The sequence below is a fragment of the Nakamurella sp. GG22 genome (assembly GCF_052976845.2).
In genome coordinates, this window is the sequence record NZ_JBRIIO020000001.1 from 236,902 (window position 1) to 250,062 (window position 13,161).

The 13,161-nt window shown below is 68.5% G+C and carries 12 protein-coding genes; 6 read left to right on the top strand and 6 right to left on the bottom strand.

The features are described 5' to 3' along the window. Positions 1–6: 6 nt before the first annotated feature. The 4 genes from ACVBEQ_RS01170 to allB all read right to left on the bottom strand — a co-directional run bounded on the left by ACVBEQ_RS01170 (position 7) and on the right by allB (position 5,297). Positions 7–741, bottom strand: coding sequence for an aspartate/glutamate racemase family protein (locus ACVBEQ_RS01170; protein ID WP_447151811.1), 735 nt, complete (start codon positions 739–741; stop codon positions 7–9). Between the two features lie 45 nt (positions 742–786). Beyond that, on the bottom strand, positions 787–2,349 hold the full coding sequence (locus ACVBEQ_RS01175; protein ID WP_447151572.1) for an NCS1 family nucleobase:cation symporter-1: 1,563 nt from the start codon (positions 2,347–2,349) through the stop codon (positions 787–789). A gap of 384 nt (positions 2,350–2,733) precedes the next feature. Then, positions 2,734–3,816 carry an allantoicase gene (gene alc / locus ACVBEQ_RS01180; RefSeq protein WP_447151573.1) on the bottom strand — a complete coding sequence of 361 codons (1,083 nt, stop codon included), beginning with the start codon at positions 3,814–3,816 and terminating at the stop codon, positions 2,734–2,736. 104 nt (positions 3,817–3,920) lie between these two features. Continuing rightward, positions 3,921–5,297 (bottom strand): allantoinase AllB, encoded by a 1,377-nt coding sequence (gene allB, locus ACVBEQ_RS01185; protein WP_447151574.1) that lies wholly within the window; start codon positions 5,295–5,297, stop codon positions 3,921–3,923. 367 nt (positions 5,298–5,664) lie between these two features. Between allB and ACVBEQ_RS01190 the strand changes: the two genes are divergently transcribed. Further along, positions 5,665–5,826 (top strand): hypothetical protein, encoded by a 162-nt coding sequence (locus tag ACVBEQ_RS01190; RefSeq protein WP_447151575.1) that lies wholly within the window; start codon positions 5,665–5,667, stop codon positions 5,824–5,826. 84 nt (positions 5,827–5,910) lie between these two features. On the opposite strand, the gene serS is transcribed toward ACVBEQ_RS01190, so the two are convergent. Beyond that, positions 5,911–7,170 (bottom strand): serine--tRNA ligase, encoded by a 1,260-nt coding sequence (gene serS / locus ACVBEQ_RS01195; RefSeq protein WP_447151576.1) that lies wholly within the window; start codon positions 7,168–7,170, stop codon positions 5,911–5,913. 153 nt (positions 7,171–7,323) lie between these two features. Here serS and ACVBEQ_RS01200 point away from each other — a divergent pair, with 153 nt between their 5' ends. From ACVBEQ_RS01200 to ACVBEQ_RS01220, 5 genes are all read left to right on the top strand, one after another. Next, complete coding sequence (locus ACVBEQ_RS01200) at positions 7,324–7,671, top strand: metallopeptidase family protein (protein WP_447151577.1); 348 nt, start codon at positions 7,324–7,326, stop codon at positions 7,669–7,671. Between the two features lie 165 nt (positions 7,672–7,836). Then, positions 7,837–8,790, top strand: coding sequence for a carbohydrate kinase family protein (locus ACVBEQ_RS01205; RefSeq protein ID WP_447151578.1), 954 nt, complete (start codon positions 7,837–7,839; stop codon positions 8,788–8,790). Between the two features lie 47 nt (positions 8,791–8,837). Next, entirely contained in the window at positions 8,838–10,238 is a 1,401-nt protein-coding gene (locus tag ACVBEQ_RS01210; RefSeq protein WP_447151579.1) for a uracil-xanthine permease family protein, read from the top strand. 380 nt (positions 10,239–10,618) lie between these two features. Continuing rightward, entirely contained in the window at positions 10,619–11,962 is a 1,344-nt protein-coding gene (locus ACVBEQ_RS01215; protein WP_447151580.1) for a sensor domain-containing phosphodiesterase, read from the top strand. 260 nt (positions 11,963–12,222) lie between these two features. Next, the gene (locus ACVBEQ_RS01220) at positions 12,223–12,366 is read left to right on the top strand and encodes a hypothetical protein (RefSeq protein ID WP_447151581.1); all 144 of its coding nucleotides are present in this window, start codon (positions 12,223–12,225) and stop codon (positions 12,364–12,366) included. A gap of 31 nt (positions 12,367–12,397) precedes the next feature. Here ACVBEQ_RS01220 and ACVBEQ_RS01225 read toward each other — a convergent pair whose 3' ends face one another. Continuing rightward, on the bottom strand, positions 12,398–13,057 hold the full coding sequence (locus tag ACVBEQ_RS01225; RefSeq protein WP_447151582.1) for a DUF1707 SHOCT-like domain-containing protein: 660 nt from the start codon (positions 13,055–13,057) through the stop codon (positions 12,398–12,400). Between the last annotated feature and the right edge of the window lie 104 nt (positions 13,058–13,161).

The following is a 13,161-nucleotide window of genomic DNA, read 5'->3' on the forward strand; positions in this document are numbered from 1 at the left end:
AGGTCGTCATGTCAGTGCGAACTCGCGCAACAGGCCGCTGACGTCCTTCGCGCCCGGTGCAGCGAACTCGCCACGGGTGCTGGTGGCCAGTCCCATGGTCACCAACGATTGCACCATGGTGGTGGCCGCCGCGACACCGTCCACCACAGGCACCCCGATCCGGGCGCTGATCTCCGCGGCCAGATCGGCCATTCCCGCGCAGCCGAGAACGATCACATCCGACCCGTCCTCGGCGACCGCTCTGGCGCATTCAGCGGTGATCACCTCGCGGGCCGACGAGCCGGGGAGATCCAATTCCAGCACCGGGATCTCGCATGCCCGAACATTCCTGCAGGCGGAGTGCAGGCCGTAGTGCGCCGCGAGATCCCATGCCCTGCCGACTGTTCGCTGCAATGTGGTGACGACGGAGAATCCGCGACCCAGGTAGGTCGCCACCTTCATCCCGGCCTCGGCAATGGCGACAACGGGGCCGGACGCCAATTCGCGCGCGGCGTCCAGCCCCGGGTCACCGAAACAGGCCAGCACGTACCCGTCGACCCCGTCCCGCTCTCCCTTGGCGATCTCCTCCAACACGCCCGGCACGGAGAGCGCCTCGTCGTAATGGCTCTCGATCGAGGCCGGTCCCATGGACGGGCTGACAGCGTCGATGACGGTGCCCGCCGCGGCGACCGACCGGGCGCAGGCGCCGATCTTCTCCGTCATCGCCCAGGTCGTGTTGGGATTGATCACCTTGATGAGCATGGACTGCGGGTGCTCCATTTCCGGGCGTCGTTCTCGGAGTTCGTATCAGGTCAGGACGGCGGACCCGGCAGGATCGGGGTAGTTCGCCTTGGCGCCCAGGAATCGGCTGCCGACCATGTACAGCACGAAGGCGGTGCCGGCGCCGATGAACCAGGTGTACGTTGCCGCCTCTGACGAACCGAAGAACACCACCGTCATTCCCGCAATCGCGGCGATCGCCGTCGCGATGACGGCAATCGGGTTGTAGCCCTTCTTGTAGTGATAGGTGCCCTTCGGGTCCAGTGTGTACAGGGCGTCGACGTCGACCCTGCGGCGCTTCACCAGGTAATAGTCGGCGATCAGCACGCCGTACAGCGGTCCGATGAATGCGCCGAGGGTGTCCAGCGTGTAGTGAATGGTCTCGGGGCTGTTGTAGAGATTCCACGGGGTGATCAGCACGGACCCGACCGCGGCGATCATGCCGCCCATCCGCCAGCTGATCTTCTGCGGGTTGACGTTCGAGAAGTCGAACGCCGGCGACACGAAATTCGCGACGATGTTGATGCCGACGGTGGCGATCATGAAGGTGAGCGCGCCGAGAATGACGGCATACACATTGTCGAGCTTGGCGACCGTGTGCACCGGGTCGATGATCAGTTCACCGAAGACCGGTCGCGTCGCCGCTGCGGTGACCACGACGAGCAGTGAGAACACCAGGAAGTTGACCGGCAGCCCGAGGAAGTTGCCCTTCTTGACCGCGCCGAAATTCTTGCCGTAGCGGGCGAAGTCGCCGTAGTTCAGCATCGGACCGGAGAAATACGACACCACCAGCGCGATTGCCGACAACAGCACCGGCAGCACCGCCCACCCGGTCAGGGTGATTCCACCCTCGGCGAGGTTGAAGTCGATGTTCGACCAACCGGCCTCCATCACCAGGTAACCGGCGAGCAGGAACATCACGACATAGACGGCGGGCCCACAGAAGTCGATGAACTTGCGGATCGATTCCATGCCGCGCCAGAAGACAATTGCCTGGGCTATCCACATGACGCCGAACCCGATCCAGCCCAGCAGCGACAACCCGAACAGGCCGTGTTCGCTGACGGCCGCATACGGCGCCAAGCCGGGCCACAACTTCAGCGCCAGCAGCACGAGAGCGACGGACGCCAGATAGGTCTGGATGCCGTACCAGGCGACGGCGATCAGCCCGCGGATGATGGCCGGGATGTTGGCACCCAGCACACCGAAGGAGATCCGTGACGCCACCGGGTACGGGGTGCCGGTCGCCTGGCTGGGTCGGGCAACGAGATTGCACAGGAAGTAGACGATGGTGATGCCCACCAGCAGCGCGATCAGCACCTGCCAGGCCGCCAAACCCAGCGCGAAAAGGCTGCCCGCGGTGACGTACCCGCCGACGCTGTGCACGTCCGACATCCAGAAGGCGAAGAAGTTGTAAGACGTCCACGTCTGCTTCTTCAGCGGCGCGAGGTCCTCGTTGGTCAGGCGGGGCGAGTAGCCGGGCTTGATCAGACCCGCTCCCGCCAGGTGCTCGTGCGACTCCAGGACGACGCCCGGGGCGCCTCCGGGGGCCGGGCCGCCGGGATCCGGCGAGGTTGTGGTGTCGGTCATGACGATCTCCTGTGCGGGTCGACGGAGCGATGAGGTGACCGGGCTGATCCGGTGCGACAGACGGCGGTGCTGCGCCGGTATCGGCCGACATCAACGGGTCCGGAACGGGTCCGGCCGCAATCGGTCGGAGCCGCCGTCTGTCGGTGATATCGGACTGAGATGGCTGGCGGTGATATCGGTCCGCGATGGCGGTGCGGTGATATCGGGCGGTGATACCGGGCGGGATCGGGCTGCGGGTGCGCCGTTGCGCTCGCGACAATCGGGACCGTCGAAAGATAACCACCGAATGTTGCGCCGTCGTGACAGCCTGGATATATCTCAGAAGTTGCCGGGGCGAAGCAGTTCGTGCGGAAACCGATGGGGCGGCGAGACGGCCCTGCGTCGCTACCAGGCCAGGGTCAGCAGTTGCTTGTCGGTCAGTTCCCGGACCGGTGTACCGCCGAGGCCCGCATCGGCCAGCACCCGGCTCGCGGCCTGGGCGGGCAGTCGCAACAACCACTGGGAGATGGCGGCGGAGAGCGCCTGCGGGGACAACTGTCCCAGCAGGTGGAGCCGGGAGAACCCGCCGTCCGGATAGACGTCGACCCGCACCGCGGTCACTTCCTCGTCGTCCTGCAGCCGGAACCGATTGCGCGAATCCGGCGAGATCCGCCGCTCGCCGAGGATCTCGTGCCACGGATCGGTGTCGGCCGCCCGGGCCGAGATCCGGACCCGGCCGGGCGCATTGCCGAGGAAGTAGCCGGTGTCGACGGTGACGAACGACAGACGCGCAGGACCGGCGAGCGTGACGACCAGGTAGTCGTTGCCGGGAGTGCGGCGGCGTGCCGTTTCCCAGCCGTCGGCCATGCTGCTCGCGATGCCCGGGTAGAGCACATGCCGGGCATCGGAATAGAACATGTCCGAGCATTCGGCGATGTCACCGCCGTGGTGGATGGCTGCCAGGTCGATGCGATCGCCCAGCACCCGTGGGTCGGGAACGGCCGAGCCGAGGACGCGCAGCCGGGCGACGCCGCCGTCGGGATAGATGTTCAGCCGGACGTGGGTGAAGGCCTGATTGTTGTAGACCCGGTAGGTGTTGGCGGTGTTGCCACGGGCCGCTGAATTCGGCACAACGGTGATCCACTCGGCTTTCTCGAGGGCCGCCGGGTCCGGCGAGCCGTCCAGCCAGGTCGCCTCGACCGACACCTCGGGCGGGTAATTGCCAAGGAAATACGCTGTATCGACGATGATCTCGTGCAGTACACCTGGAACACCGAGCGCGACGACGGCCCAGTCGTAGCCGGGGGTGCGGCGACGGCGGGTCTCCCAGCCGTCGTAGATCTTGCCGTGCGGACCGAAGGTGGACGTGTCGTGGACCGGTGCGGAGGGCAGCAGCAGGGCCTCGCACGCGGCGAAGAACTCGTCGCTGACGTAGCGCACCGACCCGCCGAGCGCCCGGCTGACGAGGTCGAGGTCGGTCCGTTTCATGCGCACTCCCATGGATTGCGGTGATGTTGTCGGTGGTGTGCTGCTGGTGGCTCTCGTCGGTGGTGCCGCGTGCGCTTCCGTTGGTGTTGCGAATCGTCCGGGCGCTACTCCCGGTCGGGAGCGCGCTGGGCGTCATGGGTGAGCAGCTTCCCGGCGATCATCTCGTCCGTCAGTTCGGTCCCGCGGAGCCAGCGGGCGCGCACCACCCCGGAGAGCTCACGCCCGAGGTATGGGGTGATCGGATGCCGGTGCCGGATGAGATCCGGTGTGACGGAGAAGGTTTCGGTGTCCGCGAGGGCGACGAGGTCTGCGTCGGCGCCGATCTCGATCCGGCCCTTGTGCTCGAGGCCGGAAAGTTCGGCCGGCCCGTAGGACATCCAGTTCAACACGGTGGACAGTGGAATTCCGCGCTTGCGTGCCTCGTGCCAGACGCTCGCAAAGCCGAACTGCAGCGACGCGATCCCACCCCACGCCAGGCCGAGATCGCCGACGTCGAGCAGCTTGAGTTCGGGGGTGCTGGGCGAATGGTCGGTGACGACGATGTCGATCGTGCCGTCGGCCAGGCCCTCCCAGAGCGCCTCGCGGTCAGCACCGCCCCGGATCGGCGGGCAGCATTTGAACTGCGGGGAGGCGTCGGGGATCGTCTCCGCCGCGAAGGTCAGGTAGTGCGGACAGGTCTCTGCGGTGATGGGCACCCCGTTGGCCTTTGCCCGCCTGATGGCTGCCGTCCCGCCCGCGCTGGACAGGTGCACGATGTGCGTCCGGCAGCGGGTGACCGCCGCCGCCTCGATACATGTCTCGATGGCACCGATCTCGGCCGACGCGGGCCGGGAATCGACGAATGCGGCGTAGCTCGGGCCCTGCGGCACCGGGGCCGTGTGCAGCACCCCGGGGTCCTCCGCATGCACCAGCAACAATCCCCCGATGCCGGCGATGACCCGCATGGCCGCCCGCAGTTCGCCGGTGGTCAAGGGTGGGAACTCCGGGACTCCCGAGTCCTGCAGGAAACACTTGACGCCGAACACCCCGGCTGCGAACAACTCCGGGAGATCGTCGAGATTGGTCGGCACGCTGCCGCCCCAGAAGCCGACATCGACGCGGCACCGGCCGCGTGCCGCCACCTTCTTCGCGGCCAACGCCTGCGCAGTCAGCGTAGGTGGGAGGGAGTTGAGCGGCATGTCGATCAGCGTCGTGACGCCGGCCGCCGCGGCCGCTCGTGTCGCTGTGTCGAAGCCCTCCCACTCGGTCCTGCCGGGCTCGTTGATGTGCACGTGGGTGTCGACGAGGCCCGGGATCAGCACCTCGTCGGGCCCGAGGGTGGCGACCCGCCTGCTGGGCGGCGCCGCTCCGTACTCCGCGATCCCGACGATGCGGCCCATCCGGATGAGCACGCTGGCGCTTTGCTCCGTGCCGTCGATCAACGCCCGCTCCGCGTGGATGACCAGATCAACGGGCCGGAGGCGGGCGGGGGCCACAGTCATCGGCCGAGGGTAGGCCGTGAACGGTGTTCGGCAGGCGGCGGCCGGGTGACGCGGGTGTTACAGATCGCGCGCCGCCCCACTCCGGGCGCCGCCGCAGTGCGCCGCCCCACTGCACGCCCCGCCCACTGCACGCGCTGCCCCACTGCACGCGCTGCCCCACTGCAGGCGCCGCCCCATGCCCGCGCGGCCCCTGTGCCGCGCCGCCTCACTCTTCGAGATGTCGGTTGCAGCTGCTCCATCTGCCGGTGAGCAACCGCATTCGACCACTCGAATCGCTTGGCGGGCGCCCGGATGGGACAGATTGCGAACGTAGGTAGAGGAGGAGTTCGGGATCCCGGGATGGTGGGCCGCGGCGATCGGTGCGGTCGTGCTGATCGGCACGTTCTACTTCGTGCCGATCGACGCGATCATCGACCCCCGCCGCCCGAACGCCCAGCGCTACGGACGCGGCTGGCTTGTCGGCGTGGTCACCGTGTCCGCGGCGGTGATCGTGTCGCTGCTGGTCGGGCTGATGGTGCTGATCACCTGATCTCCCGATCGAGTCGCCAATTGCGTGCCCTTCCCGGCCCGTGAAGGGCACGGAACCGGCGACTCGATTGCTCCGACCCGCGGGTCAGACGGGCTCCAGGACCTCACGCCCACCCAGGCCGGGGCGGAGCGCGGCCGGAACCCGCACCGAACCGTCGGCCTGCTGGTGGTTCTCCAGGATCGCGACCAGCCAGCGGGTGGTTGCCAGCGTCCCGTTCAGCGTGGCGGCGACCTGGGGCTTGCCGTCCGCGTCGCGGTACCGCACCCCGAGCCGCCTGGCCTGGAACGTCGTGCAGTTCGACGTGGAGGTGAGCTCCCGGTAGGCCTGCTGGGTCGGTACCCAGGCCTCGCAGTCGAACTTCCGCGCCGCGGACGTCCCGAGGTCGCCGGCCGCGACATCGATGACCCGGTAAGGGATCTCCATGTCGGCGAGCATTTCCTCCTCGAAAGCCAGCAGCCGGAGGTGCTCGTCGGCGGCCTCCTCGGGCCGGCAATAGGAGAACATCTCGACCTTCTCGAACTGGTGCACCCGGAGGATGCCCCGAGTGTCCTTGCCGTAGGAGCCCGCCTCCCGCCGGAAGCAGGACGACCAGCCGACGTATCGCGTGGGACCGCCTGCCAGGTCGAGGATCTCGCCGGAGTGATAGGCGGCGAGCGGTACCTCGGAGGTTCCGACCAGATACAGCTCGTCGGCGGCCAGCCGGTACACCTCGTCGGCGTGCTCGCCGAGGAAACCGGTGCCCTCCATGGATTCCGGCTTCACCAGCACCGGCGGGATCATCGGGATGAAGCCGTTCGCGATGGCCTTGTTCACCGCGAGGGTGAGCATCGCCCACTGCAACTGGGCGCCGACGCCGCGCAGGAAGTAGAAGCGGGCGCCGGACACCTTCGCGCCGCGCTCCATGTCGATCGCGGCCAGTCCCTCGCCGAGCGCGAGGTGGTCGCGCGGCTCGAAATCGAGCACCGGCGGCTCCCCGACATGCTTGATGACGACGTAGTCCTGCTCGCCGCCGGGCGGAGCGTCCTGGATGACGTTCGGCAGGGCCAACTGAGCGGCGGTGAGCTCCTGATTGGCCGCCTGTTCGGCCGCCTCGGCATGCTTGACGCCGGCTGCGAGTTCCTTGCCGCGCTCGAGCAGCGCGGGGCGCTCGTCGGGCGAGGCCTTGCCGATGCTCCGGCCGAGGGTCTTCTGCTCGGCCCGCAGGGTGTCGCCGGTCGATACCGCGGACCTGCGTGCGACGTCGGCCGCCAGCAACCGGTCGACGAGTGCCGGATCGGCGCCTCTGGCCCGCTGGGAGGCGCGGACGCGGTCGGGGTCGTCACGGAGTAGTCGCAGGTCGATCACCCACTGAGCCTAAACCGGGCGGCATCAGGGTCCGGACGCTCGTCCCGATCCCGGCTCCGGAGCAGGGAACGCCCCATCGCCGTCGCCCGCGAGAACACCAGGAACAACCCGCAGCAGGACCGGGCCGCGAGCTCAGCGGGGCAGAATGGGCCCATGCCGGTGGTGATGACGCGTGAGGAGTTCGAGGAGCTCGTTGCCGAAGCGCTCGACCTCATCCCCGCGCAGTTCACCAAGGCCATGGACAACGTCGTCATCCTGGTCGAGGACAGGCACCCGACCCAGAACCTTTACGGGCTGTACCACGGCGTCGCATTGACCTCCCGGACCTCGCAGTACTCGGGCTACCTCCCGGACACCATCACCATCTACCGGTTGCCGATCCTGGCCCACGCCCGGGACGTCGAGGCAGCCCGGGAACAGGTGGCGACGACCGTCATCCATGAGGTCGCGCATCATTTCGGCATCGACGACGACCGGCTGGACGAGCTCGGCTGGGCCTGATCCCGCGCGCCGGCGACGGGCTGCGGACAACACCGGTGAGGCTCTCCGCGCAACCCGGCGGACTGCCCTGCGGAACCCCTCGGGCTGCCATTACGCTCCCCTGAGCCATCACCTGACGGAAGCCACCAGGCGCCGGCGGAACGCAGCCCCAGCGAAGGAGCACCCATGCCCACCATCGCCGTCGTCGGTGAGGTCGTCGCCGACGCAGTCCTTCCGCCGGGCGGAATCGTCGATGGGGCAGCACATCTCACCGTGCACCCGGGGGGCGGGCCGGCCAACACGGCCGTCGCGTTGTCCCGTTTGGGTACCACCGCCCGGTTCGCGGGGCGGCTGTCCGGCGGTGCGCTGGGTGCGCTCTGCCGGGCAAAGCTGGAGGAATCGCTGGTCGACCTGAGCGCGTCGCAGAGCGCGACCGAACCGGCCACACTGGCCATCGCCCGGCTCGACGCCACCGGCGCAGCAACCTACGAGTTCTACACCGAGGGAACCGCAGACTGGGCTTGGACCGACGCCTCGCTGGCGCCGCTGATCGACGGTCCGTTCGCGTACAGCCCGCCGGTCGCCATCCACACCGGGACCCTCGCGCTGGCCCTGCAACCCTCGGGTCAGGTGATCGAGAACCTGCTCGCGAGGGCGCGCCGGATGATGACGGTGTCGATCGATCCCAACCTGCGCACGCTGCTCGTTCCGGTGACGTCGTACCGGCTCTGGATCGACCGCTGGTCGGGGCTCGCCGACATCGTCCGACTGTCCGAGGACGACCTCGACCAACTGTGGCCGGGATGGACTCCTGAGCAGGCGGCCAAGCACCTGCACGCCTGCGGCGTCCCGCTGGCCGTCGTCAGCCTCGGTGCGGACGGCGCATTCGCGTCCTTGCGCGGTGAACAGGTCAGGACGCCGATCGCCCCCACCACCCTGGTGGACACCGTGGGAGCGGGCGACTCCTTCCACGGCGGCCTGCTGCACTACCTCGCGGAGGCCGGTTACCTCGGTGGTCGCCTCGAGACGTTGACCGTCGACGGCCTGCACGCAGCGCTGACGTTCGCCTCGCGGGTTTCGGCGATCACCTGCTCACGCGCGGGCGCGAACCCGCCGTGGGCCGCCGAACTGGCCGGCTGACCGCACTCGCAACTCCCGCACAGAGCACGGACCCGAAGGGGCACACCATGGCTGGTTGGAAGCTCGTCGGCGACGGCAAACCTTTGCCGCTCGGCGCCGTCGTCATGCCGAACGAGCGGCTCTCCTGGCCGAAGACCATCGGCGTGGGCGCCCAGCATGTCGTCGCGATGTTCGGCGCGACGTTCGTGTTCCCGCTGATCATGGGCCTGGACCCGAACCTCGCGATCATGATGTCCGGCGTCTGCACGGTCCTGTTCCTGCTGATCGTCGCCAACAAGGTCCCGTCCTACCTGGGCACCTCGGCCTCGTTCGTCGGCGCGGTGGTGGCCATCCGCGCGTCCGGCGGCAGTTCGGCGTCGGTGACGGGGGCGATCCTGGTCGCCGGTCTGACGCTCGCCGTGGTCGGCCTCATCGTGCATTTCGTCGGCGGGCGCGCGCTCCGGAAGGCACTGCCACCGGTGGTCAGCGGCGCAGTCGTCATGCTGATCGGCTTCAACCTCGCACCGGTGGTCGCCGGCGTCTACTGGCCGCAGGATCCGGGCGCCGCCTTCACCGTAATGGTCTTCACGATCGTGGCGGCGGTCGCGTTCCGCGGTTTCTGGTCCCGGATCGCGATCTTCCTGGCGCTGATCTTCGGATACCTGCTGTCCTGGGCGCTGGACGCGATCCTCGGCCCGATCACGGCCGCCGACGGGACCGGCGCCGTGACGACCCACCTGCGGGTCGACCTCAGCGGCGTGGCCGACGCGGCGTGGTTCGGGCTGCCGCCGCTGCACGCGCCGGAGTTCCAGCTCAACTACATACTGCTGGCGCTGCCGGGCGTCATCGCGCTCATCGCGGAGAACACCGGTCACGTCCGCGCGGTGGCGGAGATGACGAACACCGACCTCGACCCCTATATGGGGCGGGCGCTGTTCGCGGACGGCCTCGGGACTGCGCTGTCCTCCTCCATCGGCGGTTCGCCGACCACCACCTACGCCGAGAACATCGGGGTGATGGCGGCGACCCGGGTCTACTCCACCGCGGCCTACTACGTCGCCGCCGCGGTGGCGATCCTGCTCGGGCTGGTGCCGAAGTTCGGGGCTGTCGTGAGTGCTACCCCAGGCGGTGTGCTCGGCGGCATCACCGTGGTGCTGTACGGGATGATCGGGCTGCTCGGCGCCAAGATTTGGATCGAGAACCGGGTCAATTTTGCCAATCCGGTGAATCTCGTGCCTATTGCGGCAGGCATCATCATCGGCGTCGGCAACGTGTCGATGTCCTTCGGCAGTGATTTCGAACTGTCCGGCATCGCCCTCGGATCGATCGTCGCCATTCTCGGATACCACCTCGCCAGGCTGCTGGCGCCGCCGGAACTGCGCGAGCCGCTGCTTCCGGACAGCCCGCCGGCAAGGGGAACGGCGTTCGGCACCGTCACCGACCGGAAGGACCGTCGTCCGCCCGGGTGAGCCAACCGTCCACGAGGAACCGTTGCAACCACCGATCAACCCCATGTTGATCTCAACTTGTTAACGCAGCGCGCCCGAGCAAATCAGTGAGACCCCTGAATGAGTCACCCAGTCGAGCAAATACACCGTAGGCTGGACTGGCGGTCGTCGTTTCGGGACCTTGGTCCCTGCTCTTGTACGCCATTCGTGCTTACGATCTTGAGGCCTGTTAAGTACACGCGCGGCGGAAACCTCCGCCGGCACTCCGGCCCGACACCCGGGTCGTGCGGCGGGGAGATGCGAATGGCTGCGAACGGAGTGGCACCGGACGTGCAGTTGCCCTGCCGTCATGCCGTACCGGCACCGGCCGTCGACCACTCACCGGCACCCGGGCATCCGCGGTGACCGCCATCGACGGGGTACTGACCCTCGGCGTGGTGCTGGGCGGTATCGGAGCCATCGCCGCCCTTGTCTGGGCGCGCCGGTCAGTCAACCGGGTGCGGCACGCCGGCGGCGCCGGTGTGCCCGACTGGATCTGGACCGTGGACCTCACGGGCAAGATCCTGTCCAGCAACGACAGCTGCCTGGACGTGCTGGGATACAGCGCCGATGAACTGGTCGGCCGGAACGCGGCCATCTTCATGGATCCCACGGAACTGATGCGCGCGGAGGCGATGGTCAGGGCGGCCGGCGTGCCGGAGGAGGGTCTGGGCAACCTGATCATCTCGGCCACCCACCGCGACGGCTCGAGTTCCTGGTTCGAGGTGTGCATCCAGCCGGAGGTGGATGCGTCCGGTGCGATGGTCGGCTGTCGAGGGGTCAGCCGGCACATCGGACCGGACGCAGCACAGGTGGTGGCGAGCAGGGCGATGCGGTCCCGCATCCAGCGCATCATCGACAACCGTTTGCTGGTCATCGCTTTCCAGCCGATCGTGGACGTGCGCACCGGTGCGGTGCTGGGGGTGGAGGCGCTCAGCCGGATGACGGTCGAGCCGTCGTCACGGCCGGACATCTGGTTCGCCGAAGCGGCCGCGGTGGGGCTCGGAACCGACCTGGAACTGCTGGCGATCGACACCGCACTGACAGCAGCTGTCGCGCTTCCGCCGGAACTCTCGGTCTCGCTCAATGCCTCGCCCGAGACGTGCCTGGATCAGCGGCTGGCCGCGATGATCGGGTCTTCGTCGATCGATCCACGACGGCTGGTGCTCGAGGTGACCGAGCACAGCCAGGTGCTCGACTACGAGCCGCTGACGGCGGCGCTGTACCGGTTCCGGCAGTCCGGAATCCGCATCGCGGTCGACGATGCCGGCGCCGGCTTCGCTTCCGGCCAGCACATCGTGAAGATCCGCCCCGACGTCGTCAAGCTCGACCGCAGCATCATCAGCGGGATCGACGTCGAGCCCGATCAACGCGCGCTCGCGGCCGGTTTCGTCGCGTTCGCCGCCCATATCGGCGCAGTGCTGACCGCGGAAGGAATCCAGACGCCCGAGGAGGCGACAACCGTCGTGGCCCTTGGCATCCACTGCGGTCAGGGCTTTCTCTACGGCGCGGCAACGGGTGACGCCCGGGTCTGGCGGACCTGGAACTGCCTCCCGCTGCAGAGCCGGCACCGAACCCACCCGCCCTCCGCGACCGAAAAGCGTTGTCCCGAGCCGACCTTCGGGACGGCGGCGCTGGACGCCCTGCCGGACCCGACGGCCGGTGTCGACGCCGCGGGCGTGATCATCGCCGTCAACCAGGCCTGACGGTCCTTCACCGAGGAGGGCGCCCGGCACACCTGAGGCAACGGGGTCGGCACGAGTTACCTGGACGTCTGCTCACGGGCCGCGGCGAACGGTTCGGAAGAGGCGCTCGATGCCCTCGAGAGTCTGCGTGCGGTGCTGACCGGCACTGCTGTCCTCCGGGAGAGCGAGTACGCCTGCCACGGCCAGCGGGAGCCCCCGCTGGGTTCACCGCGCGAGTCAGTGCGATCGGCGGCCGGGCGTACGAGGTCCAGGGCCGGCTGGTGAGCGTGACGGTCGGCGTCGGGAGCCATCTGACGGCGGCCGGGGTGGAAGCCGCGGACGCCATCCGCGCTGCCGACCACGACCTGTACGACATCGATCAGCTTCAGCAGCTGACCACCTCGGCCCGCACCGTGCCGTCCTGACGGCGGATCCTGGCGGGTAACCGGTGCCGGGTCAGAACCAGTGCGCGAACACACCCTGACGCGGGTGCCGCACGACCACCGATCCGGATTTCTTCAGCCCGGTCAGCACCAGCGTCATGCCGCCCGCCGCGGTGCGCGGATCGACCTTGTTGGCCATGTGTCCGCCGCGCATCTGCAGGCCGTCGACCCGCACCGAACTCCCGCGCGGCACCACCAGTTCGGCGGAACCGCCGTAGTTGGACCGGAACTCCACCGTCACGGTCGGCGAGGTCAGCTGCGCCGAGGTGAAGTCGAGCCGGATGCTGGCGCCGGTCCCGCCGACGATGATCAACGGCGGGACGGTCCAGTAACCCTTGAAGGTGCGCGAGCCCCAGCCGGTCAGCTCCAGGACGCCGGCGGATCCGGCCGGTTGCGGGGCCCCGGAGAAGCCCGGACCGGTGTCGGCTCTCGGTTGCGCGGCGTGCTGTGCCGCCGTGACGGACCGGCCGGCGATCTCCAGCCCTGGTAGGTCCAGCAGCACTGCGTTGAGGTCCCGGCGGGTGCGGGCGGCGATCACCCTGGCGCTGCGTTCGGTGTATTCACCGAGGTCGATCAGGCCCTGCCCGGTCGCCTTCTCCAGCAGCGCCAGCACGTGCGAGCGTTCGGCGTCCGACACCCGGAGGTCGCGGGGGTCGATCGGCGAGCTCGTCATGCCAACAGAATAGTTCGCGTGCCGGGCCGGTCAGTTCGCTCGCTCGGGCCGCCAATTCGCGTGCTGGGTCCGCCAGTTCGCGTGCTGGGTACCGCCTGACGGGG